The following is a 24380-nucleotide window of genomic DNA, read 5'->3' as shown; positions in this document are numbered from 1 at the left end:
GATTTGCTTGTAAAAAACAGGGGTGTTGCGGTATCAATTCGCTTACACTATAGTACCAATCCGGTGGAAGTTATAGCTTATAGGCTCTGTACTATAGCGTTACAGCCACTATTGTATAGCCAGGGCTATACAATAGCAGGCGTAACGCAGGACTATAGCGCCTGGAGATAGACATCGGTACTATAGTCGTAGCGAATCGTATACCTATTGGTCCCGGAGTGGGATACTGCGGTGTTCAGGCTGGGGGCACTGGCTGTGTTCTTTGAAGCTGCGTGCTATTAGGCATTTGGAATCGTGTGGGCCATTGGATATGTATTAAACCCCTGTCAAATCGTGTGAACGGCTTCAAACAACATAGGCCCAGTGATTCCCACTGCTATGCTTATTGACTTCCGCTCATATTTTGGGATGCTGCATATCATATTGATGGGCTATACCGCGGTCTTCAGGCTGGGATCACTGGCTGTGTTCTTTGAAGCTGCGTGCTATTAGGCATTTGGAATCGTGTGGAGCACTGGATATGTATTAAACCCCTGTCAATCGTGTGGGCTGCTTCAAACAACATAGGCCAGTGATTCCCACCTGAAGCCGCTATGCTTAGTGACTTCCGCTTATAGATTGAGGGCCGCAATATCGAGCCGCAATGTATTGATAACAATTATTGAAAACTGAAAACTGAATACTGAATACCGAAGACTGTCAATGCGTTTTATCACAGAACACGTATCATCGTCCTGAAAGCCGGACTCCCTATATCATCGTAGGGAGAGCGAAAGTAGCACCCGGTTTCAGATGGGAATGTCGGGCCTTCGGCTCTCTGGGGGTACGACCGATGCAGTTAAATCGATATTCCATCGCCCATCCGATTGACAAAGCTAAATAGTCCTCCGCTGCCAGAGAGGCGCCGACCGACATCCCATACTGGAACCGGAGCTACTTAGCGTGAATAATACGAGACAACCTTGCAAGAATAACGCGATGACAGCAATTACATCCACAGAACAGCCATCATCGTCCTAATAAGCAGAACCCACTACACTATCATAGGGAGAGCGAAAGTAGCACCCGGTTTCAGATGGGAATGTCGGGCCTTCGGCTCTCTGGGGTACGACGGATGCAGTTAAATCGATATTCCATCGCCCACCCGATTGACAAAGCTAAATAGTACTCCGCTGCCAGAGAGGCGCCGACCGACATCCCATACTGGAACCGGAGCTACTTAGCGTGAATAATAAGAGACAACCTTATAAGAATACCACAATAGCAGGATTCCAGAATTGCCACTATCGTCCCGACAGGGGAACCGCAGCTACTTAGCGTGAATAATAAGAGACAACCTTATAAGAATACCACAATGGCAGGATTCCAGAATTGCCACTATCGTCCCAACAGGGGAACCGGAGCTACTTGGCGTAAATAATAAAAGACGAGCCTATAAAACGACTGAGGCCCAGCGCATTACACACCGGGCCTCAAAATATTTAAAGAAGATGAATGATTTTATCTGTTGGCATCTACCAGCCTCCTGTTCGCTTCTTTTACCTCTGCTTTAGCTTCTTCAGTAAGCAGATTGCTGGTCTTTACTTTTTCAGGAACACCCCTGATATCCCATACAATGCCAAAAAGAGACAGTGTACGAAGAATGTAGTAGGTAATATCGATCTCCCACCAGAAGAAGCCCTGACGGGTAGCGCTTTGGTAGTAGTGGTGGTTGTTATGCCATCCCTCACCCAGGGTAACGAGCGCCAGGATCAGGCTGTTTTTAGAGAAATCGCCTGTGTTATACCTGGGTTTGCCCCATTTATGCATCAGGGAGTTAATGGTGAAGGTACCATGATACAGGAAGATGGTGCTCAGGAAGAAACCGATCAGCAGGGTAGAGAGACCGGCGCTCCAGTCGAACCAGCCTGCACCGTTCACTTTGTTCCCTACAAAGTATACCGCTACAGCTAGTACCAGGCCTGGTACGAAGTGATATTTATTCAGCCAGAACAGTTCTGGTTGTTTGAAGTCCTTTACCAGGTCGTAACGGGTTGGTTTATATTCAGGTCCCATGATCCAGCCCATGTGCGCGTACCAGAAACCATATATGTTGGCAGAGTGCGGATCCTCAGGAGTGTCGCTGTGTTTGTGGTGGATACGGTGATTAGCTCCCCACCATAACACGCCTTTCTGTAAACTGCTCTGTGCACCGCCGGCCAGGATGAACTGGAACACGCGGGAGGTCTTGAACGTTCGATGGGAAAAATACCGATGATATCCGCCTGTTACGAAGAACATGCGAACTACATACAATGCAGCACATAAAATCCAGTCAAATGCTGTCACGTGCGTGAAAATTGCCAGAATCGGCAGCAGGTGCATCCCCAAAAAGTCAAATTGACGCCACCAGTTAGGTCCTTTCCTCAGTTGTTTTTCAGAATTCATAGGTGCAAAAATATCCCTATTCCGGACAATAAACAATGATCATGATCAGGGATCGGATTTTTTACCAGCTACTGCCCGCGCCGCCACCTCCTGAACTGCCGCCGCCCCAGCCACCAGACGAAGATGAGGATCCGGATGAGCCCGAGGAGGAACCGGAAGAACTGCTGGAAGATAACTTAGCAATAACATACGTTTCCGAATGGGTATAGTGACAGTGTTTACAGAGGTAATGCTGAATGCCTTCTCCCTCCCGGCTGGTGGTAGCAGGCCTCACTACTCTGCTGCGACCTGCAATATAGGTAAGGGCCTGGCAGGAGGGGCAGTTTTTTGCATCGGTGCGTAAATTCCTGTAACCCAGTATCTTTTTTTCATTACAATTTTTGCAGTGCCAGGCATCGTAAATGACAGAACCAACTTTGTCTTCCGCTATCTGTACGGGCTCCAACATCTCCAGTTTTTTTCCTTTTTTCAGTAGCTGCATTGGTTGATGGCATGTTTCGCAATCATAGGGATCGTAACGCAGCTTGTTCATCCGCGTGATATGCCATCTTGAATACGCCAGCAGGGGCAGGGGAAAGAGGATGGAAGATATCCAGCTATTGGCATGTGCAAGGTTCAATGTTTCATATTGCACATGGCGGTCGACGCCTGCCAGTAAAACGCCTGCCGTTTTGTTGATGGTGAAAGCACGGTAACTCAGGTAGGCGAGCAAATTGAAATACATCATCAAGGCTAACGTCCACCAGTGATAAACTCCGGAAATAGTCATCAATATCAGCAGCACAAGTGGCAATGCATAGACCCAGACCTTGTGCCACATATTTGCTTTGAATAGCTGTGGGAGATCTTTATTCTTTCTTACGATACCGGGTTTTATTATGAAAATGGTAGCAAATAACGCATAGACTACATATAGGATCGCTGAACCGGGGCCCGGTCTCTCGTAGGTGTCCTGCTCAACGGTGGTAACCTCCGATTGGGAATAGGGTTCTGCTGCAGTAGTTCCTACATCGCCCACTTTCATTACTGCTGCATTGCTGGTATCATCAGCAGCGGCAGGAGCATCTGCCACAGCAGCTACACTGGTATCCGTCTGCGGCTGCAGCACATTTACAACTGCTGTCATCCCTTTCAGCATACCTTCATCGATATTGTTTTGCTTAAATGAGGGCAGCATTTCGGATTGTTGTATGCGGAAGCAGATCACATCGGGCAGGTCGCCTTCCAGCCCGTAACCGGTTTCAAATTCTACCCTGTGCTGATCATTCACCAGTAATATCACCAGACCATTATCTTTTCCCTGCTGGCCGGGTTTCCACAGTCTGAAAACATCGTGTGCTACATCTTTGGGGACCTTATCGCCAATGGTGTTCAGCAGTATAATTGCCACCTGGGCAACGCCGGACTGGTCGAGCTGCCGCATCTGTTCATTGAGCGCGGCTTCTGTCTCCTGTGTGATAAGATGATCGGGGTTACTTACATAAGCCTCATGTTGCATGGGATCAGGGATCTTTTCTATTGTAAAACCCGTGTCCTTCTTTTCTCCACAGGCAAGGGCAAACAGCAACAACAGCAGATACAGGTGGCATCTTTGTAAATGAACCATAGAATTGTACATATTCTTTTCAAAAATAATGAATAGTATCTGGAAATGCTATCCTTCTTTGTACAGGTTGGGTAAAATATTACCCAATGAAGTAAGTTTTTACTGCTGTTTCTGCCTGAAAATCATCATTTCCCGCCATGGCATGAAAATTCCATCTTTCTTATTAGCAGGGATGATCATTTCCAATGACCCGTATCAATTGACCTAATGCTTACTAATATGGCCAGTGCGCTTACATCAGCTTTTAATAAATACATGGAAATGCTTGGAGACCAGGTGGTTTTCACCGGTCAGTTTGCCCGTAATATTTTCCGCGATGGATTTGAATGGGGAGAATTCTTCCGCCAGTGTTTTATTGTGGGATACCGCTCTATCGGCCTTGTGGCTATCAATGGTTTTATTATCGGTTTCGTACTGACGCTGCAGACACAGCCTACACTGAAAGATTTTGGTGCCGAGAGTTATGTGCCTGGCATGGTCGCTATTTCCATTGTCCGTGAGATAGGTCCTGTTATCATTGCGCTTATCTGTACAGGAAAAATTGCTTCCAGCATAGGCGCAGAACTGGGAAGTATGAAAGTGACAGAACAGATAGCCGCCATGGAAGTATCCAGCGCCAACCCGGTACAATACCTGGTAGTGACACGCGTCCTTGCCTGTACTATCATGGTGCCTTTGCTAACAATCATGGCTGACGGATTGGCGCTGGTGGGCGGATGGGTAGGTGTGAATTTGCAGGAGAACGTCAGTGCTGCGCTGTTCTTCCGGAAGTCGTTCAATGCACTGGAATTCAGTGACCTGATACCTGCTGTGATAAAGACATTTTTCTTTGGATATGCGATTGGTTTTGTGGGCTGCTATAAAGGTTATCACGCATCCCGCGGAACGGAGAGCGTAGGCCGTGCCGCCAACTCCGCTGTGGTCAGTGCTTCAATATGGATCATATTCATAGATGCCATTGCGGTGCAGATCACGAACCTGATCTATTATTAAAATGTTTAACCCGACAAGTATGAATGATACAGTCGTACAGGAAAATGCAACGCAGACTGCCGCGGAAGATGATGTTGTGATACGTATCGAACATCTGAAAAAATCGTTCGGCGACAATGAAGTATTAAAGGATATTAACCTGGAGCTTCATAAGGGAGAGAACGTAGTGGTACTGGGACGTTCAGGTCAGGGTAAATCCGTGACCATTCAATGTGTAGCCGGACTACTGGAGCCTGACGGCGGTAGTTTAAAGGTGCTGGGCAAAGAAGTGAAAGAGCTTCCGGATGAAGAGCTGAAGGAGCTGCGCAGCAAGCTGGGATTCCTCTTCCAGAGCGGCGCTTTATACGACTCAATGACCGTGCGGGAGAATCTCTTGTTTCCCCTTACCCGTGTGCTGAAAATGAAAGATGAAGCGGAGATGGAAAAACGGGTAAAGGACGTGCTTGAAAGTGTTGGCCTGGAAGAAGCGATCGATCAATATCCCGGTGATCTTTCGGGAGGTATGCGTAAAAGGGTAGGACTGGCGCGTACACTGATACTCCGGCCGGAAATCATACTGTATGACGAGCCTACTACCGGACTTGATCCTATCACTTCGCGGGAGATCAGTGAACTGATCGTGAAGCTGCAGGAAAAATATGAAACATCATCTATAATAATCACACATGATATGGCCTGTGCCCGTATAGTGGCCGACCGTATTGCCGTGATGAATGATGGCGAATTTATTGCGACAGGTACGTACGACGAACTGACTAAATCGCAAGATGAACTCATTAATAACTTTTTTAAATAGTAAAGTATGCAGCAAAAAACACAACAGAAGGTCAAGGTCGGCATCTTTGCTGCGGTTATGCTGGGGTTATTATTAGTAGGTATATTCCTGATCGGAAGGAATAAGAGCATGTTCCAGAGAACCTTTGTGCTTTACGGAACCTTTCAGAATGTCGGAGGCCTGCAGGTGGGCAATAATGTCCGTTTCGTTGGTATAGATGTGGGCACCGTGGAAAGCATTGATATATTATCCGATACAACGGCCCGCGTTGCCCTGCGTATCAAGCAAAAGGTGAAGCCCTTCATTAAAAAGGGAGCGGTGGCAGGTATCAGTTCCGATGGTCTGATGGGAGATAAACTGATCACTATCAGCTCTGGTACACAGAATGCTACTCCGGTTGAGGATGGAGACGTGATTCAGGCTGTTGATCCCATGGATTATGACAGGGTGCTGGACAGGCTTTCCGGTGTGGCGGAAAATGCTGAAGTGATCACGGAGCAGCTGGCAGGTATTGCCACGCAGATCAATCAGGGTAAGGGTAGTATCGGCAGATTGTTGTACAGCGACAGTCTTGCGACGAGCCTGGAAGGAACAGTGACGGAAGCAAAGAAAACAGTAAAGTCTATCCGGAAAGGTTCGGATGGTTTTAGTGAGAATATGGAGGCCTTGAAACATAATTTCCTGTTGAGAGGGTATTATAAAAAAAGAGAAAAAGCTGCTAAAAAAGAGGCGGAAGAGCAAAAGAAAGAGGCCGAACGTAAGAAAAAGAAGGCAGAGAAAGATTCTGCCAGCCTGAAAGTACCAAAAGAATAATTTACGCAGATCGGTTTTTGCAATATGGCCGTCCGGTTTTTATACCGGGCGGTTATTTTTTTATTATTTTAGCCCGATACAATATAAACACTTTATGAAAATACTCACCTGTACCACGCCCGGTAAGTTTGAATATGGAGAAACGGACATGCCTGTATTGACGGCGGATCATGCTATCATCAGGATCAAAAGGATAGGCATCTGTGGTACCGATCTGCATGCTTTTGAAGGAACACAGCCTTATTTTTCCTATCCCCGCATCCTGGGCCATGAGCTGGCAGGCGAACTGGTTTCGTTTGATAATGCGCCCGGTTTTACTGCCGGTGAGCCGGTTACTTTTATTCCCTATTTTAATTGCGGCACCTGCGTGGCCTGCCGTAACGGAAAGCCCAATTGCTGTACAAACATCAAAGTATGCGGTGTACATGTAGATGGTGGTATGGTGGAATATCTCCTGGTGCCGTCGGCGTCGCTGGTGCATGGAGAAGGTTTGAGCATGGATGCGCTGGCTCTCGTGGAGCCATTGGCAATTGGTGCTCATGGCGTGCGCCGTGCAGGTGTTACGCCTGGTGAATTTGTGCTGGTAATAGGGGCGGGTCCTATAGGACTGGGCATTATGGAATTTGCACGGATTGCCGGAGCGCAGGTGATTGCTATGGATATTAATCAGTCCCGTCTCGATTTCTGTAAAGAGAAGCTGAAAGTGGCCCATACTGTCAATGCGAAAACGGAGGATGTTATGGCCGCTTTAAGGCAGATCACAGGAGACGATATGCCGACGGTGGTAATAGACGCTACAGGCAGCCAGCAGGCTATAAATAATGGCTTTGCTTACATGGCGCATGGCGCCCGTTATGTGCTGGTCGGTCTGCAGAAAGGAGAGATCGCTGTCAGTCACCCGGAGTTCCATAAAAGGGAAGCCACCCTCATGAGCAGCCGGAACGCTACAAGGGAGGACTTTGAGCATGTGATCCGTTGCATGAAGAGCGGGGAAGTTGATCCTACCACTTACATTACCCACCGGGTTCGTTTCGGGGAGGTAAAAGATGAATTTGAAAGCTGGCTGAATCCGGCCAATGGCGTTATAAAAGCTATTGTGAATATGGAATGATGTGTTACAAGATGCACTTTTTCAATAACTTGTATTATATTGTCAGGTAAATTTCATATTAATGGATGAATTAACTGCCGGTAAAGGATCAAGGGTACAGCATGCACGTTATGGCCCCGGAGTGATCATCGGCGTAAAGTATGCGCAGTATGTAGTGACCTTTATGGACCAGGGCATTATTGAGGTGGACAAAACAGACCCTCTTTTTGAGATACTGCACATAGAAAATCAGAGTATTGAGCTGGAAACAGTATCCTCTGTTGAGACATCCCTGCTAAAAATATTAAGGCTTTGGGGAGGTCTGACAGAGGTCGTTCCGATGGGCGAAAGATGGGAAGGTGGCGTAATGACGCTGCAACCAAAAGATCCTTCATTGAAGCCCAAGGAGATACCTATTGAAGCGTTTTTTCATAAAATAGTGATGGTACGCGACCGTCTTCGGGTGTTGGAACAGCAGATAAACAGTCACAAGCAATTAAGCGATGAAGACAAAATAAATCTGCAGCAATATATTACCAGGATATACGGATCACTTACTACCTTTAATGTACTTTTTAAGCAGAAAGAGCACTGGTTTACAGGCGAAAAAGGGGCAAAAGAAGACTAAGGGGCAATGAAATCTTTTTGCAACCACATGGCCTTAATTTTGTTATATTTAGATTACATACAACTGTTCTTCCTAAACAAAATGCCGTATGAAAGATTTTACATTAGATTTTGATTTGAAAGGAGACAACTATGTAGTTGTTGTTCAACCTCACGAATCAAGGGGAATAGAGCACTATAAAGCTGTACTCGATGAGGATCACTCTATCGACTATCTGTTACAGGGCAATGGCGACCTGCAGCCTAATGCAGACTATGCAGCGGATCCCCAGTTAGTGAATGCAATTGCCACACGTATACTCCAGGTCGTACATGTGGAAGATCGTGGAAAAGGCGCCACATCGTATCCATGAGCATGTTTCAGGCATTGGGATACTATTGCTAAATAAGTATCTTTATGTCTATGTGGAAAACTGCCAGTATCAGATCTGTATTTGTCGCACTAATTGTACTTCTTGCGCCCGCTAAACTGAGCGGACAGTCGAAACGACCAAACATCATCTTCATTCTTTCGGATGATCACACTTCCCAGGCCATCAGTGCTTATGGTAACAGGTATGTGCAAACGCCGAACATTGACAGGATTGCCCGCGAAGGGATTTTGTTCAACCACGCTATGGTCACAAACTCCATTTGTGGCCCCAGCAGAGCTACCTTACTGACGGGTAAATACAGTCATAAGAACGGATACCCGCTGAATGAAAAGCAGTTTGACAACACCCAGCGGACCTTCCCCGGTATTTTGCAGCAAAATGGTTACCAGACGGCCTGGATAGGCAAGATGCATCTAGGTACATTGCCCAGAGGTTTTGACTATTTCAATATCCTGCCGGGACAAGGCAAATACTATAATCCGGATTTCATCGCCACACCTAACGATACGGTGCGGATGAACGGTTATGTCACCAATATTATTACGGACCTCTCAGTATCCTGGCTGAACCGCCGGGATACTGCCCGTCCTTTTATGCTGATCGTAGGAGAGAAGGCTACCCACAGGGAATGGCTGCCGGATATTGCTGATCTGGGGGCTTACGATAGTATCCGTTTCCCCCTGCCCGTTACATTTGGCGATAAATACAAGGGCAGGCAGGCTGCGGAACAGCAGGACATGACCATTGCGAAAACAATGCGGCTGAAGGAAGATCTGAAGGTACACCTTAACTATAGTAAGGACGCTTATGGTGAATACAGCCGTTTTACGCCCGAGCAGTATGCGTTGTTCCATGACTATTATGAGAATAAAGTAAGCCGTGAATTTGATTCTCTGCAGCTCACAGGCGAGGCACTGACTGCCTGGAAATACCAGCGTTATATGAGAGATTACCTGGCTACAGCCCGTTCTCTCGACAGGAATATCGGTCGTTTGTTAAGATACCTGGACAGCACCGGTCTTGCGGAGAATACAGTCGTGATCTATGGCTCGGATCAGGGATTTTACATGGGAGAGCATGGCTGGTTTGACAAACGTTTTATCTACGAAGAATCCCTCCACACACCTTTCGTGATGCGCTATCCGGGTGTCATCACTGCTGGTTCAGTTACCAATGGTTTTATGCTGAATATTGACTGGGCGCCCACCTTACTGGATATCGCCGGAGTAAAAGCGCCTGCAGATATGCAGGGTACTTCGTTTATGCCACTGGTAAACGGTAAAGGAGATACGTCGAACTGGCGGAAAGAGGTGTATTATCACTATTACGAATATCCGGACCCTCACCGTGTGTCGCCGCATTTCGGCATCCGCACGCAACGTTATAAGCTGGTGCGTTTTTATGGCCCGGCGGATTACTGGGAGTTATATGATTTGCAAAAAGATCCGCAGGAAGTACATAATATATACGGAGAGAAATCTCAGGCACGCAACATTGCCGATCTGAAAAAGCGCTTAAAGGCCCTTATTGTGCAGTACGAAGATAAAGAAGCATTACAGCTGTTTGGGGATGGGAAATAACGGCCATCGCTTATAGTAGTGTAAAGGGAAGATCTATATTGAAAATGGTTCCCTGGTTCTCTTTCGTGCTAACATAGATGTTGCCGCCGTGTTCCTGTACCAGTTGTTTACAGATATGTAGCCCCAGACCATTGGACGGTTCATTGTTCAATCCCTGGCGGCTGGAAGCAGTAAACTGGTCGAACAGTGTGGGTAGCAAGGCTTCAGGTATGCCAATACCTGTATCTGTAATGGATATACGTACGCCTCCCCTGTGTTGCTGCATACCTAAGGTAATATTACCTTCCGCCGGCGTAAACTTCGCTGCATTGTGCAGCAGATTATCAACCACCCGTTGCATCTTCCCCGTATGGATACGCGCTTTCAGTTCCTGTGGCGGCAATTCCAGCCCGATCTCCCTATTGAAGTTCGATTTCTGTAGCCAGTTGTCCCGCACATGTTTCAGCCAGTCATTGAGTGATACATAATCTGTCTGCAGAAGGTCAAGCTCCCGTTGCCTGGCTGCCATGAGCAGTTCCTCGATAATCTGGTCGGCCGTTTTACAGGCATCTGTGATCCAGCAGAGATACTTTTCTTCCTGTTCTTTCGTATAGGGATATTCCTGCATGAGGTGTGTCACCGATCGTATACCCGAAATGGGGTTCCGCAGGTCGTGTGCTACGATAGCCAGTATCTTATTCTTCAGCTGGTTCGCCTTCTCAATTTCCCTGTTCTTGTCCTCAATAGTTTTGAGCTTGATAAAATAATTGGCATGATATGAGTATATGAGGCGGGAAATAAACAGGAAGCAGGTAATGATCAGCCAGAATACCACATAATTGAGTGCCCGTGCATCTGCCGATACCTGGAAGACGTGGAAGAATAACATAAAGGTAACAATGGTGGAACCGGCTATCAGCAGGAGGTTGCGGAGTGAATATACCAGTAATACGCCGACACTGATCAGTCCTAACAATAACATTGTCATTGTGTTTTTGGGGTTATGCTGCGCTATAAAGGTGAGGGCCATACAAGCGCCGATAAACGATAATGAGTACAGGATGCTGATAAAATGGTATCGAATTTGCTGCTTTGGAGCGGACTTCTTCCAGAGGAAAAAAAGCAGGCCTGCGAAAAGAGTGGAAGTGGTGATCGTATAGTTGTTAATGATCCGGTATTCGTTAAACTGATCGGATGAAACCATTACCTGGTAGGGGACAAACCAGGAAATGACACGTACTGTCGTTGCAGTGATGGCAACGGTAAGTGCAATTAAAGCTGCAACTTTTATGTTTTGCAGCATTGTATGATGATCGAATTCCTCCCGGTATTTTTTTTCGATGGGAGAGAATAGGTATAGTTTCATTCGCGTTTACATAATGGAAGGTGTTCTTCCAAAGATACCTGTTTAAAACTAAAAATTTATAGTAGAGACCGAGGTCCTGTTCCCCGAAACCCTTATGAATTGGTGTTAATGTCATTTTTTTATTGAAAGTACCTTTTAGGAGGTTTAACCTAAGCCATCATGCAAGAATACACAACTTTGGAAAATCCGACGGATGTGATCCGTCATCTGACTAATGCCCTGGGACGAAAAAAGGTCAGAGAAATAAGATTTGGTTACAGGCTTGACAATGAAGAACCTGCCATTAAGTTTAAGATCTGGTTACGTTTCCCCTACAATTTGTTTGCCCGCAAGCAGGTAACGGAAAAGGTGGAACATGAAATATCCCAGATCCGTTTGTCGACCGATTCCTCCAAATTAATATTCCAGGTGGAATAAACATTTGACAGTTTTGGGTAATTTAATGTACTAAATCTACCTCATGGCAGTTAAATTATCCACCATCAGACAGGCCTTCCACTTGCTGAAGAGCATTGATTTTGAACAATTAGGGCGTTTATCAGAGAAGATAGATCTGCCCAAGGTAATGGCAACCGTTGGTAAGATGAATGATCAGCAGTTGTCCGGTCTAATGAGAATGCTGCAAAGCAGTGGCGGAGGGCAAAAAAAGGAATTGCCGCCCGTAAACGGGGATTTTTATGACCTCAGCAGCCTGTTATCCCCGGAGGACAAGGCACTTCAGTTGCGGGTAAGGGAGTTTATGGAACAGGAGATCCAGCCGGTAGTCAATGAATACTGGATGAAAGCGGAATTCCCGTTCGAGCTACTTCCCAAAATGGCGGCTCTGAATATTTGTGGCGCTACGTATGAAGGCTATGGAGGACTTAACAGTTCTTTCCTGATGGAAGGTATTGTTACCATGGAGATAGCCAGGGTGGACTGCTCTATGGCCACTTTTTTCGGTGTGCAGAGCGGTTTGGCCATGGGCTCTATCTACCTGCTGGGATCAGAAGCCCAGAAGAAGGAGTGGCTGCCTGATATGCAGCAGATGAAAAAGATCGGCGCTTTCGGCCTTACCGAACCCGAAGTGGGTTCCGGTGCTGCCGGTGGGCTTACGACCACTGTAAAGCGGGTAGGGGACACCTGGGTATTGAATGGCCAGAAGAAATGGATCGGTAATGCCACCTTTGCCGATGTGGTGGTGATCTGGGCAAGGGATGTGGATGATAACCAGGTGAAGGGCTTCCTGCTGCGGAAAGGCACTCCGGGTTTCACTGCAGAGAAGATGCACGGCAAAATGGCCCTGCGTATTGTGCAGAATGGGCTGATCACTTTGAAAGATTGTGTAGTGGAAGAAAAGGACCGTCTTGAACATGCCAATTCCTTTAAGGATACTGCTAAAGTATTACGCATGACCCGCGCCGGTGTGGCCTGGCTGGCTGTAGGATGCGCCCGTGGCGCATATGAGAATGCGCTCGCATATACGCTGAAAAGGAAGCAGTTCGGGAAGCCGATCGCTTCGTTCCAGCTTATACAGAACCACCTGGTGGAAATGTTGTCTAACCTGACGGCTATGCAGACCATGGTGTACCGTTTGTCTGAACTGCAGGACCAGGGACTGCTGGCAGATGAGCATGCATCTATTGCAAAGGTATTCTGTTCTCTAAGGACACGCGACGTGGTAAGAGGCGCCAGGGAAGTAATGGGCGGTAACGGGATATTGCTGGAGTATAATGTAGCCCGCTTCGTAGCGGATGCAGAGGCAATCTATTCTTACGAAGGCACAAAGGAGATCAATACTTTGATTGTGGGGCGTGCCATTACAGGATTCAGTTCATTTGTATAACAAAGCCAATTCACAGGTATAAAAAAAACGCTCCGACAGGGGCGTTTTCTTTATATCATATCTGTGAACTTTAGATTGATTTACCGAAGAATGGTCTTAATGCAAACCATCCGAGCGCCGGAAAGAAGTGCATGGGCACTGTCAGTCCAGGGAATAATTCAGGTGATTCCTGCTCCAGTGGTAGTCTGAAACCTATTGGTCCGAGGATGCTTGCAAAGGAAAGGATCACAAACAGCAGGTTAAACACCATGTCTGTTTTGCCTTTCAGGACAAGGCTGATCAGGAAGTAACCAACAGCGGCAACCAATGTGCCCAGGATACAGCCCATCATGATATTCTTTATGCTGGCGATGTCTATAAATCCTTCACCCACTGTTTCAATATACACTTTCTGGTAAACGACACCAGCTATACCTGAAAGAACACCTACCAATACTGCGAGCGTTGCAAGCAGCAATATTTTTTTACCCATAAATGCAATTTGAAAATTAGGCTTTAACAACAGGAACAGCTACTGTAACATCGATCACATCAGCCACGTCGCCGCCTGGTTTTCCAATACGGAAATCGTTACGGTTCACTTTGAATGTGCCGGTAAAAGTAGCGTTGTTGCCAGCTTTCTTAAAGGTGAAAGGAATAGTGAATTCCTTTTTAACGCCGTGGATTTCAAGATCACCGGTTACCTGGTAGCCAGCGCCTGCTTTCACGATCTTTTTGGAAGTGTATTTGATCTCAGGGTATTTGGCAGCATCAAACCATTCGTCGCTTTTAGCGTGTTTGTTCTGCAGGGCGTTACCGGTATTGATAGATGCTACATCTATGGTAACGTTGAAATTGGAAGCCGCCAGATTCTGCTCGTCGAATGCAATGGTACCTTTAAAGGTTTTGAAGATACCGCTTACTGCATTGCTGGAGAAGCTTACATTGTATTTAGGACCGATGTTCCATGCCTGCGCTACAATGGCGTAGGCAAACACTGCTGCTGAGAGCAGCAGTGTTGATGAAAATATGATTAATCTTTTCATTGCCTTCTTTATTATTTAGTGAATTCACCACTTGCTCTCAGGTTGATAGTTTCACCCAGTACAGCAGCTGGCATAGCGGTAGCGAAACCGAAGTCAGCGCGTTTGATAGCACCGGTGATAGTGAAACCAGCAACTGGTTTTTTGCTCATTGGATTCTCAACAGTACCGTTGTAAACCGCGTTTAAAGTAACTGGTTTAGTTACGCCGTGCAGGGTCAGATCACCAGTCAGTTTGTATTGTTTACCGCTTACTTTCTTGAAAGAAGTGCTCTTGAAAGTGATGGTAGAGAATTTCTCAGCATCGAAGAAGTCAGCGCTCTTCAGGTGTTTGTCGCGCATTTCGTTTTCAGTGTTGATGCTCGCTACCTGGATAGTTACATCAAAAGATGCGTCAGAGAAATCGTCTTTAGTGGTGGTGATCTTTACATCGTAATCTTTGAAGTTACCTTCCTGCTCGGAGATGCTCATGTGGGTAACGCTGTAACCCACTCTAGAGTGAGATTTGTCTACAGACCATGTTGTTTGTGCAAAAGTAGTTGCTGAAAGGGCCAATAAAGAGGCGATGATTGTGATTTTTTTCATGTTTGCTCTTGTTTAGAATTCAAAAGTATATCTTTTTTTGGATAATAGATGTTTCAACATATATCGTTAAAGAAAATCTTAAACTAGGTTAATGTTTCACATTATTTGCGTTTTATCATAATCTTAAATATTTGTGATAATTTTACTCCTAGCAGAGAGTTACTTTCTTTTAGAAAGCCAAAGGTATGGGGAGTGTAATTGTAAAACAAGAACGTTTCACCGCAGCAACTTACTTACTTTTTAGTAACAATCGTAGAAATCAATATGTTATGCGTAGAAAAAGTGGCGAAAAGATCTGGATTGGCGGCACTTGTCCTATCCGGCAGGTATTGGACCGGTTCGGAGACAAGTGGTCTATTCTGATCATAGAATTGTTGTCGCACGAGGGAAAGCTTCGTTTCAGCGAGATCGCGCAGACGATAGGGGATATTTCCCAGAAGATGCTGACGGTTACATTGCGTTCGCTCGAGTCGGACGGACTGATTATACGGCAGTTCTATCCGGAGATACCGCCAAGAGTGGAATACGAGCTTTCTGAGCTGGGAAAGAGCCTTGTACCACATATCCAGCAACTTGCTGCCTGGGGGCACACCCATATGGATAAAATATTGGAGAACAGGAAGCGATTTGAGGAAAAGCAGCAAAGTAAGACAGCTTATTAATGACAAAAAAAATGACGGACCAGCAGATCCGCCATTTTGTAATGATATATTCAGGAATTATTTCAGAATAACACCTGCAAGGCGCTGATAGAGTAAAGTAGGACTATTCTCATGTTTAGGCTCATACTTGCCGGCAATGATCGGGACATAAATAACTCTTCTGCGGCTTTCCTCACCAACAACACTGGACTTTGCAACACGGTGCCATAAACGTCCGTCATGTACTGTCAGGTCGCCCGCCTTTGGCATGATGGCCAGCTCATTTTTATCGGGTTTATGACCGATAAAATATTTCTTGCGGAACAGCATACTTAGAATACCTTGTTTATGCGTGCCCGGTATGATACGAAGGCCTCCGTTTTCAGGACGTAATGTGCTGAGGTGGATGCCCACATTTAACATCGGATTCAGTTTACCGCCCAGGAAAATATCGCGTAGGCCATCTGTGTGCCATCCCATTTGAGTGAAAGTACTTTCGGGACCATTCACGTAATGGTTCAACACCATACCATCTTTCTCATTTGCCCCGATGCGGGCGCCGGGCCCGATAAGCTGCAGTAAAGCCTGCAGTCTGTTGTCTTTCAGAAGCTCGGAAAGCACCTTTGTATGTTGGTTTAAAAATGCGAAACGCTGTACAATGGGGCGGCCGTCAAGGTCTTTCCCATATTTAACGGGAACCCCATTCACTTTTTCCACTTTGCTGGCAATCCATTTTTCCTGCACTTCTTCTGAAGCGGTTACAATTTCCTGCACTTCTTCCGGTGAAAGAAATCCGGAAAAGTGTATATAGCCATGTGCTTCGAAAAATGCTTTTTGTTCATCTGTAAGCGTATTGCCGAGTGTAAACGTATGATAAGCTGCTGACATAATGTAGTAAGTTTAAAATAATTGTAGGCTGTTAATTGCTTTAAGTAAGCGATAGTGACGTATACTCTCTGCATGAATATCCAGAGAGAAGAAATAGATCAGCAACAACAATAAGGACATTCCTTGCTGATAGGAAAAAAGGAGGGAGAGTACAGAAGCGTAAATAATTTAGTGATCATTATTAGTCTACTAATTTTGTAGATTGAAGATAACTAAATTATTAACAACAACAAAATAAAGCTTATTCTATTTGGTTTTATACAGGTCTGCTGCTATTTTTTCTACTAATGACTTGGGAACCAGTCGGGTAAGGAAGGCGGAAATGATATTTAATGCCCCGGGAATGATCTCAGATTTCTTCCTGAACATACCTTTGATGGCAATATCTGCTACTGCATCGGGCATCATGCCATATTTATCTGCCGTTTTCTGTATGGCCTGCATGCTTGCTCTGTTGATAAAATTGGTCTTTACAGGCCCCGGACAAACACAGGTTACTGAGACATTGGACGACTTCAGTTCCTGCCGTAATGCGCGGGAAAACAGCAATAAAAATGATTTGCTGGCCGCATATAATGCCAATGTAGATACTGCCTGATAGGCAGCTGTACTGGAGACGTTAAGTATATACGACTGCTGCTGTTGCTGGAGGATGGGCAACATATAATGACACAGGGCTACCGGTGTTTCTGCATTTACACGGACCATCTGCTGATGTTCCTCCAGGCTGCGGGAGATGAAGTTGCCCCATACCGCATAACCGGCATTGTTGATCAGTACTGATACCGGATAGTTACCCGCTTTACACCATTCATATACGTTGGCTGCTGCTTCAGGTAAGGAAAGGTCAATAGCCAGATAATCGGCTTTTACCTGCCATCTGGAGGATAGCTCTTTTGCGATGCCATCCAGTTCCTCTCCAGATCTGGCTACCAGCAACAGGTTATATTTCCGCGATGCGAGTGCGTGTGCCATGGAGAGACCAATTCCTTTACTGGCCCCGGTTATGAGTGCATATGTCATCCTTCAAATGATCTTTTACGTTGAATAGAAGTCGCTAAATATAAACATATAAAGTGGAAAGAAGATATGAAGGGGGTATAATGAGCAAGGGCGATAAGAATACCGCCCTTAATTTTTTAACCATATCCTATGAAAAACCTGTACCAAAGATAGCAGAGACAATTGACCCTGCTTCTTCATTTTGGTAAAGGGTATATTTTATCTGGTTAACGCAAGAAATCGCCTTCCGTTAACCAAAAATTAACATCCCCGTAATCGTTTGATCCTTCTTTTGGCTTGCCAGTATTGCAATGCGTCGTATTTACACTATTCAAACAAGTAGTTTGACGGCGTGCAGGTAAGTGGTGATAAAAGAAGAAAATGCAGTGCCTAATGCGGTAGTTTATCCCTCAGCATTCCGTATACCCACGTTCCCAATATGGCGCTGGCCAGGGTAGCCAGTGAAACAGTAAAACCGGCGCCTATCTGTGCAAATAAAGGGCCCGGGCAAGCGCCTGTAAGTGCCCAGCCGAAACCAAACAACAAGCCTCCGAAGATCTGCCCTTTGTGGAAAGGCTTCGGCCGGAAGGTGATAGGCTCTCCATAAAAGGTCTTTACACCGGTCTTTTTAATGATCGCCACAGAAATAATCCCTGTAATCACCGCTGATCCGATCACCCCATACATATGGAAGGACTGCAGGCGGAACATCTCCTGTATCCTGAACCAGGAAATCACCTCAGATTTGATCAGGATGATGCCAAAGAGGGCGCCTGCGGCCAGATATTGTAACTGACGCCACCATGGTGCTTTTTTTGTAGTACTAATGGTACCTGACGGTGTGTCGGGACTTTCTAACTCAAAATCTGTATTGGAAGGTAATGACATAAGAGGGCGTTTAAAGGTGAAGGATGAAAGGTAATACCAGGTTGGCCATTATAAAGCCTCCCGCCATAAAGCAGCATGTAGCTACCAGGGAGGGCCACTGCAGGTTGGAAAGGCCCATAATGGCGTGTCCGGAGGTGCAGCCGCCGGCATAACGGGTGCCAAAGCCTACCAGGAATCCGCCCGCTATCATCAGCAGAAAGCCCTTTAAAGTAAACAGGGCGGGCCAGTTAAACAGTTCAGCGGGGAGCGGCGCTTGTGCGTATGTAACACCATATCCTGCCATTTCCACGGCCAGCTGTGGATGTATAGATGATGGCCCTTTATCGGCCAGTAAAGTACTGGCTATCAGGCCGCCGATGACAATGCCGGCGGCAAAAAGGAGGTTCCATGACTCCTTTTTCCAATCGTAGGAAAAGAAAGGAGCCTTAACGGGGAGGCAGGCTGCACAGATGTGCCGGAGATTGGAAGAAAGTCCAAAATGACGGTTGCCCAGCAGCAATAACAGGGGGACCATCAGTCCGATCAGCGGACCGGCAATATACCAGGGCCAGGAACCGGTTAAAATACTCATAAACATATTGTTAAGATTTATTTGAACAGGGAAGTACAGGAAAAACAGATAAGGTACAACACAAATATAAGTATAGCATATATTTCAAATATCCACAGGCTGTTAAAAGAATACATTAACTCAAATATGTTGCAACACGCATATTTATTTATCTTTGATGTATGAGAATCGAACAAGCTATTAATCAGCGCAAGTTCAAGGACGATTATCACAAGATCGTAGTGAACCTGTTGTATACGGGTAACTGGCTACGTGACGCCCTTGGAGCAAACCTGAAAGAACATGGATTGTTGCCGCAGCACTACAATGCCCTGCGGATCATAAAAGGACGTCACCCGGAACCTGTGTCTGCCGGCGACATTAAAGACGTCATGCTGGACAAGGCGAGTGATGTGACCCGTTTGCTGGACAAACTGGAAAAGCTGGAATATGTGCAACGCCGGCTCTGTCCGCACAACAGGCGGAAAATGGATATCAGTATCACGCCACAGGGCCTGAAGCTCTTGTCAGACGTAGATATACTGATGGATACCTTTTATGAAGACCTGGCAGACAGGATTACAGAAGAGGAAGCTGCCACGTTGAGTGACCTGCTCGACAAAATACGGGGATAAAAAAATTATCTTTGTCCGTATGCGGAGTCTTTCTTATCTGTGCCTGCTGATCATGTTGTATTGCTGCGGACTGAGTGTCAATGCAGCTATAACTGGATGTCATAGAGCCAGCGCGGTGTCTCCCTCCACCCGGCCATTCCTGAAGATATTGTCATGCGAAAGGGAGCTGAGGCGTCATGGAATGCCTTCCTCCCCGGAAACCATCATCACTACTCCACAGCGATCGGTCATCGCTTCCACTAAAACAGATACCCGCGACGGAGCAGATACTGTCAGGGCACATTTCCTGGCGGGCATCAATTTATTTTCCTGTAAAGTACAGGCAGTACGTCTACTGCCTGATCTGCATGCAATCATCCGGTCGCTTATCTACCCTCAGCATATTTTTTGGTGAGTTAACAGGACATAGCTGTTGTTAACGGGCGCTGCGATTAACATCTGCAGGCGCTGTTATGTTATTTCTATTATTAACTCATTCAAACTGGAAATACCGGATGATACATTTACCACCTTTGATTACCGACCTGGCTTTGATACTAATTGCTGCGGCTATTACAACACTGATCTTCAAGAAACTGAAGCAGCCACTTGTGCTGGGATATATTGTGGCCGGCCTTCTGGTGGGACAACATGTGTCGCTCTTCCCTACAGTTTCTGATGAAGCCAATATCAAGATATGGTCTGAAATAGGTGTCATATTCCTTTTATTCAGCCTGGGACTCGAATTCAGTTTTAAAAAACTGATCAAAGTAGGAGGTTCCTCCTCTATTACCGCTATTGTAGAGGTAGTATTCATGTTGCTACTGGGTTATCTCATCGGGCAACTCATGGGATGGTCTTCTATGGATAGCATATTCCTTGGCGGCATATTGTCTATATCTTCCACAACTATTATTATCCGTGCATTTGAGGAACTGGGCATTAAAGGGCAACAGTTTGCAGGACTCGTATTTGGTATTCTTGTAGTGGAAGATCTCGTGGCGATCGTACTCCTGGTACTCCTGTCCACACTGGCTGTCAGTCAGCAGTTCGCCGGCGGAGAGATGCTTTCCTCTGTCATCAAACTGGTCTTCTTTCTCATCGCCTGGTTTGTGACAGGCATCTTCTTTATTCCCACATTACTGCGGAAAACAAAGAAGCTGATGAATGAAGAAACACTGCTGGTAACCGCTATAGGGCTTTGTCTGCTGATGGTGGTACTGGCTACAGAAGCCGGATTCTCACCAGCGCTGGGCGCTTTCATTATGGGATCTATATTGGCAGAGACCACGCAGGCAGAGAAGATAGAACATCTCGTAAAGCCGGTAAAAGAGCTGTTTGGCGCTGTATTCTTCGTCTCTGTAGGAATGCTGATCGACCCTGCCATGCTGGTAAAATATGCGGGTCCGGTGGCTATTATTACATTGGTCACACTGGCAGGTAAAACAATCAGCACCTGTACAGGCGCACTGCTTTCAGGGCAACCGCTGAAGACTTCCGTACAGGCGGGGATGAGCCTTGCACAGATAGGAGAGTTCTCTTTTATTATAGCACAGCTGGGGCTTTCATTGAAAGTGACGAGCGATTTCCTGTATCCTGTGGCTGTTGCTGTATCTGCAGTCACGACCTTTACAACGCCTTACATGATCCGCCTGTCTGCGCCTTTTTATGAGAAGATAGCAGCTGTATTGCCCCATCGCTGGAAGACGGCATTAAACAGGTACAGTGCTGCGGCGCAGACCATTTCTGTTGAAAGCGACTGGAAGCAATTACTGAGATCTTATGTCGTAAATATGACTATCTATTCAGTGGTCATACTCTCTATTACGCTGTTGGCGTATTACTACCTGTTGCCGCTGGTTACGATCAGCATCAATGGTTATAACTGGGGGCGTGTAGCCAGCGCGGTGATCACACTGGTACTGCTGATGCCTTTCCTTTGGGCACTGGCTTTCAGAAAAATCAGCAGCCGGGCATCTTCCAATATATGGGAACAAAAGAAATACCGTGGCCCCTTGTTATTGGTGCGTTTGTCCAGAGTAGTGCTGGCGGTGTTCCTGATCGGCTTTTTCATGGACAGGTTCTTTTCTCCTTCCATTGCGTTGATGGTCACATTGGCTATCGTAGCACTGGTCTTTGCGCTGCGGCATAGGGTGCAGGCTTTCTATACCACGATAGAGGAACGGTTCTTCTCTAATTTCAATGCACGCGAAGCAAAAGTAGGCGGGATCAACAAGTATGTGCTCGCCCCATGGGACGCGCATCTTGCTGTAGCTGAAATACGTCCGCTGTCGCCGGTTGCAGGCAAAACTTTGTTGGAATTAGCACTACGGGAAAACTTCGGGATTAATATTGCGTTAATCAACAGAAGTGGACAGAAGATCTATGCACCCGATAAAAATGAACGCCTGTTTCCTGGTGATGTTATCACGGGAATTGGGACCGATGAACAACTGGAAAAGTTCAACCGTTTCCTCGAACCTGTGCCGGGAGATAGTGATCCACAGCCGCTGGACACGGATCCGATCGCTTTGAAGCATTTCCTTATTGGCAAACATTCACATCTGTCGAACAAGACTATACGCGAGATAGGCATACGGGAACGCACCAGCGGAATCGTGCTGGGCGTGGAAAGGAAGGGAAGAAGGATTTTAAATCCGGAGTCAAATATGCATCTGGAAGAAGGCGATATTGTGTGGGTGGCCGGTAGCGGTAAAAAGTTAAATGCTTTCATTAAAGCGCAGCAGGGTGCTAATTAACAGCTGCTGATGCCGCAACATATTTGCAGCAGGACAAGTCTCAAAGGCTTGTCCTGTCTTATTTTTTGGGGGATACCGTTAGTGACAATTACGTTTAGCAGTGATAGTAATAATTTGTTTTCGCATTGTTTTTTTATTGTAAATTCAATCTACACTGTGTAGCTCTTTTTTTTACCCTCAAAATAAAAACCCGTTTGTATGAAAACCAAGTCACTCTATGTGCGTCAAATCCAATTTCTTTTTTTTGCCCTTTCAATGTTCCTTTTTGCCTGCAGTAAAGACAATGTAACTGCGGACGTCAAATCTGAAGATAACACTGAAAAACTGGTGAGCTACCTGGAAACACAGGGATTCAAAAAGGACAAGATCGTCCTGAAGGGAGACAACTTCATCCTGGATGGCGATGTAATCATTTCAAAAGAAGAAGTTGAAAAACGTGTTGCCAACGCTGCGAATCCTGATCGTATTCCTACAGGAGAGCATTGGAGAGGCGCTTACCTGGTAAGCAACACCTACAACACTAATGTAAGGCTCTACATTGATCCTGCGGTACCTACGGCCTGGAGAACGGCTATTCAGGGCGCTGTAAACAACTGGAATGCGGTTAACGGTACAAGACTGGGCATGTCCATCACTACCTCTGCAACAGGTGTTTACACGAGGATCTTTATGGGCTTTGAGTCTGCCCCCTGGATTGCCCGCGCTTATCTGCCTACTTCCAACGGCAGACCGGGTGTAAGCGTTGAGATCAACAGTAACTACAACAGCCTTCCGGCTAGCCAGAAACTGTTCGCCATCACTCATGAACTGGGCCACACCATCGGTTTCTATCACACTAACCAGACCCAGGGCATCTTCATCACCGGTACACCAACTGTAGATGCCAACTCAGTGATGAATTCATTCGTATTGAACTGGGCCGGCTTCACTGCTGGTGATGTACTGGCTACACAGATCCTTTACCCACAATAAGGGGAAGGAGAACAGTTAACGTTGAAAAAGAATACGTGACTCCCGCGGTCAGTTATATGATCATATTGATGGCAAGCAATATCAATCTATCACATAACTGGCTCCGCAGGAGTCACGTATTTTCAGCACAATATGTCCAATATAATGGCCGGTTTTGTTAGTCCCACTCCAGCTCTGTCACCACCAGTTCATTGTTCACGGCACACCTGATAATGATCTTTGCCGGATACCGTTCCGCATTGTATGCGTAGGAATAATGATTCACGATGCTGTTATTGCCGGCAGCAGACGTGATGGTTTCAGTGACGATATTATTTGCAGACATATTCTCTGCAGCAATATCCGTCAGGTAACACAGAGAGGGGATGCTATGCTGTGCATTAGGATGATCGTCGTATGTATAAGTTGTAGTAGAACTTAACGTGAACGGCAATCTTCTGTTTACACGCCCCATATTCTCAATCGTAATAATGTTGCCTTTATTGTTCCAGGTATAGAACTGACAGCTGTTATTTTCAAATGCTGTTCCATCCTGTGTATCATTAAAAAAATAACGTGCACTGATCTGAGCATTGGCATTATAGGCCAGTGAGTCATACCCATGTACTGCACCATCCAGGTAATAGATGATCCTCCTGATCCTGCCTTCTGTTGAATACTCAAAAGAAGAGAATAACGCCGGCGCATGTGAAGACTCCTCATCCGTCACAAATATGCTGATAAGCCTGCCGTCTTTATAAACAGGAATGCGTGTAGTCGCATAAGCACCTTCTGCTGTCCGCGAAATGGTGAGCAGTTCCGCAATGCTTTTGTCCGCGTTATAAGAGATCATTGTTTTACTGGCAGCTGTACTGATACCCCGGAGACGCATTTTGCCTTTATCGCTGTTCCCCGGGCGAAAGGCGCTGGCCGTGATTATTACCAGCAACATGGCCACGCAAAGCGGGCTTTTAGTCCTAAAGAGTGGCATACACTGGTATTAACTAGGTACGGAATAAAAATACT

The 24380-nt window shown here is 46.1% G+C and carries 25 protein-coding genes; 14 read left to right on the top strand and 11 right to left on the bottom strand.

Features of this window, described 5'->3' with window-relative positions; all coding sequences use genetic code 11:
- Positions 1-1500: 1500 nt before the first annotated feature.
- Both L3C95_RS25755 and L3C95_RS25750 read right to left on the bottom strand, forming a co-directional pair.
- Entirely contained in the window at positions 1501-2427 is a 927-nt protein-coding gene (locus L3C95_RS25755; RefSeq protein WP_236392201.1) for an acyl-CoA desaturase, read from the bottom strand.
- Positions 2428-2488: 61 nt separating this feature from the next.
- Positions 2489-4033 carry a TPM domain-containing protein gene (locus L3C95_RS25750; RefSeq protein ID WP_236392199.1) on the bottom strand — a complete coding sequence of 515 codons (1545 nt, stop codon included), beginning with the start codon at positions 4031-4033 and terminating at the stop codon, positions 2489-2491.
- A gap of 207 nt (positions 4034-4240) precedes the next feature.
- On the opposite strand from L3C95_RS25750, the gene L3C95_RS25745 reads away from it, so the two are divergent.
- The 7 genes from L3C95_RS25745 (at position 4241) to L3C95_RS25715 (ending at position 10285) form a co-directional block, all read left to right on the top strand.
- Positions 4241-5026, top strand: a complete 786-nt coding sequence (locus tag L3C95_RS25745; protein WP_236392197.1) for an MlaE family ABC transporter permease — start codon at positions 4241-4243, stop codon at positions 5024-5026.
- A gap of 19 nt (positions 5027-5045) precedes the next feature.
- Entirely contained in the window at positions 5046-5822 is a 777-nt protein-coding gene (locus L3C95_RS25740) for an ABC transporter ATP-binding protein (RefSeq protein ID WP_236392195.1), read from the top strand.
- A gap of 6 nt (positions 5823-5828) precedes the next feature.
- A complete protein-coding gene (locus L3C95_RS25735) occupies positions 5829-6614 on the top strand; it encodes an MlaD family protein (protein ID WP_236392193.1) in 786 nt (261 codons plus the stop codon).
- Between the two features lie 94 nt (positions 6615-6708).
- Positions 6709-7725 carry a zinc-binding alcohol dehydrogenase family protein gene (locus L3C95_RS25730; RefSeq protein ID WP_236392192.1) on the top strand — a complete coding sequence of 339 codons (1017 nt, stop codon included), beginning with the start codon at positions 6709-6711 and terminating at the stop codon, positions 7723-7725.
- 61 nt (positions 7726-7786) lie between these two features.
- Positions 7787-8332, top strand: a complete 546-nt coding sequence (locus L3C95_RS25725; protein ID WP_236392191.1) for a hypothetical protein — start codon at positions 7787-7789, stop codon at positions 8330-8332.
- Between the two features lie 88 nt (positions 8333-8420).
- A complete protein-coding gene (locus L3C95_RS25720) occupies positions 8421-8684 on the top strand; it encodes a hypothetical protein (protein ID WP_236392190.1) in 264 nt (87 codons plus the stop codon).
- A gap of 44 nt (positions 8685-8728) precedes the next feature.
- Positions 8729-10285, top strand: coding sequence for a sulfatase (locus L3C95_RS25715; protein ID WP_236392188.1), 1557 nt, complete (start codon positions 8729-8731; stop codon positions 10283-10285).
- A 10-nt stretch (positions 10286-10295) separates the two neighbouring features.
- On the opposite strand, the gene L3C95_RS25710 is transcribed toward L3C95_RS25715, so the two are convergent.
- Complete coding sequence (locus L3C95_RS25710) at positions 10296-11630, bottom strand: sensor histidine kinase (RefSeq protein ID WP_236392185.1); 1335 nt, start codon at positions 11628-11630, stop codon at positions 10296-10298.
- A gap of 159 nt (positions 11631-11789) precedes the next feature.
- On the opposite strand from L3C95_RS25710, the gene L3C95_RS25705 reads away from it, so the two are divergent.
- The gene (locus tag L3C95_RS25705; RefSeq protein ID WP_236392183.1) at positions 11790-12047 is read left to right on the top strand and encodes a hypothetical protein; all 258 of its coding nucleotides are present in this window, start codon (positions 11790-11792) and stop codon (positions 12045-12047) included.
- Between the two features lie 43 nt (positions 12048-12090).
- The gene (locus L3C95_RS25700) at positions 12091-13455 is read left to right on the top strand and encodes an acyl-CoA dehydrogenase family protein (RefSeq protein ID WP_236392181.1); all 1365 of its coding nucleotides are present in this window, start codon (positions 12091-12093) and stop codon (positions 13453-13455) included.
- 70 nt (positions 13456-13525) lie between these two features.
- Here L3C95_RS25700 and L3C95_RS25695 read toward each other — a convergent pair whose 3' ends face one another.
- Genes L3C95_RS25695 through L3C95_RS25685 form a run of 3 tightly spaced genes read right to left on the bottom strand, consistent with a single transcriptional unit; the run spans position 13526 to position 15061 of the window.
- A complete protein-coding gene (locus tag L3C95_RS25695; protein WP_236392179.1) occupies positions 13526-13927 on the bottom strand; it encodes a hypothetical protein in 402 nt (133 codons plus the stop codon).
- Positions 13928-13943: 16 nt separating this feature from the next.
- Positions 13944-14480, bottom strand: a complete 537-nt coding sequence (locus L3C95_RS25690) for a YceI family protein (RefSeq protein ID WP_236392178.1) — start codon at positions 14478-14480, stop codon at positions 13944-13946.
- Positions 14481-14491: 11 nt separating this feature from the next.
- A complete protein-coding gene (locus L3C95_RS25685) occupies positions 14492-15061 on the bottom strand; it encodes a YceI family protein (protein ID WP_236392177.1) in 570 nt (189 codons plus the stop codon).
- A 269-nt stretch (positions 15062-15330) separates the two neighbouring features.
- On the opposite strand from L3C95_RS25685, the gene L3C95_RS25680 reads away from it, so the two are divergent.
- Positions 15331-15723: a winged helix-turn-helix transcriptional regulator gene (locus L3C95_RS25680; protein WP_236392176.1), complete on the top strand. Its 393-nt coding sequence runs from the start codon at positions 15331-15333 to the stop codon at positions 15721-15723.
- Between the two features lie 57 nt (positions 15724-15780).
- Here L3C95_RS25680 and L3C95_RS25675 read toward each other — a convergent pair whose 3' ends face one another.
- The 4 genes from L3C95_RS25675 to L3C95_RS25660 all read right to left on the bottom strand — a co-directional run bounded on the left by L3C95_RS25675 (position 15781) and on the right by L3C95_RS25660 (position 19051).
- Positions 15781-16590, bottom strand: coding sequence for a phytanoyl-CoA dioxygenase family protein (locus tag L3C95_RS25675; protein ID WP_236392175.1), 810 nt, complete (start codon positions 16588-16590; stop codon positions 15781-15783).
- A 246-nt stretch (positions 16591-16836) separates the two neighbouring features.
- A complete protein-coding gene (locus tag L3C95_RS25670) occupies positions 16837-17613 on the bottom strand; it encodes an SDR family NAD(P)-dependent oxidoreductase (RefSeq protein WP_236392173.1) in 777 nt (258 codons plus the stop codon).
- A gap of 369 nt (positions 17614-17982) precedes the next feature.
- A complete protein-coding gene (locus tag L3C95_RS25665; protein WP_236392171.1) occupies positions 17983-18480 on the bottom strand; it encodes a DUF6691 family protein in 498 nt (165 codons plus the stop codon).
- Positions 18481-18490: 10 nt separating this feature from the next.
- Positions 18491-19051, bottom strand: a complete 561-nt coding sequence (locus tag L3C95_RS25660; protein ID WP_236392169.1) for a YeeE/YedE family protein — start codon at positions 19049-19051, stop codon at positions 18491-18493.
- Positions 19052-19212: 161 nt separating this feature from the next.
- Here L3C95_RS25660 and L3C95_RS25655 point away from each other — a divergent pair, with 161 nt between their 5' ends.
- From L3C95_RS25655 to L3C95_RS25640, 4 genes are all read left to right on the top strand, one after another.
- A complete protein-coding gene (locus tag L3C95_RS25655; protein ID WP_236392167.1) occupies positions 19213-19665 on the top strand; it encodes a MarR family winged helix-turn-helix transcriptional regulator in 453 nt (150 codons plus the stop codon).
- Between the two features lie 19 nt (positions 19666-19684).
- Positions 19685-20059 (top strand): hypothetical protein, encoded by a 375-nt coding sequence (locus tag L3C95_RS25650; protein ID WP_236392165.1) that lies wholly within the window; start codon positions 19685-19687, stop codon positions 20057-20059.
- Between the two features lie 100 nt (positions 20060-20159).
- Positions 20160-22403: a cation:proton antiporter gene (locus L3C95_RS25645; protein WP_236392163.1), complete on the top strand. Its 2244-nt coding sequence runs from the start codon at positions 20160-20162 to the stop codon at positions 22401-22403.
- A 198-nt stretch (positions 22404-22601) separates the two neighbouring features.
- The gene (locus L3C95_RS25640) at positions 22602-23375 is read left to right on the top strand and encodes a M57 family metalloprotease (RefSeq protein ID WP_236392160.1); all 774 of its coding nucleotides are present in this window, start codon (positions 22602-22604) and stop codon (positions 23373-23375) included.
- 157 nt (positions 23376-23532) lie between these two features.
- Here L3C95_RS25640 and L3C95_RS25635 read toward each other — a convergent pair whose 3' ends face one another.
- Positions 23533-24345 carry a hypothetical protein gene (locus L3C95_RS25635; RefSeq protein WP_236392159.1) on the bottom strand — a complete coding sequence of 271 codons (813 nt, stop codon included), beginning with the start codon at positions 24343-24345 and terminating at the stop codon, positions 23533-23535.
- Positions 24346-24380: the final 35 nt, after the last annotated feature.

Origin of the sequence: Chitinophaga filiformis (assembly GCF_021646545.1) — a bacterium.
Lineage (GTDB): Bacteria > Bacteroidota > Bacteroidia > Chitinophagales > Chitinophagaceae > Chitinophaga > Chitinophaga filiformis_A.
Note: the sequence above shows the minus strand (reverse complement) of the source record. Positions and strands in the feature narration are given on the sequence as shown.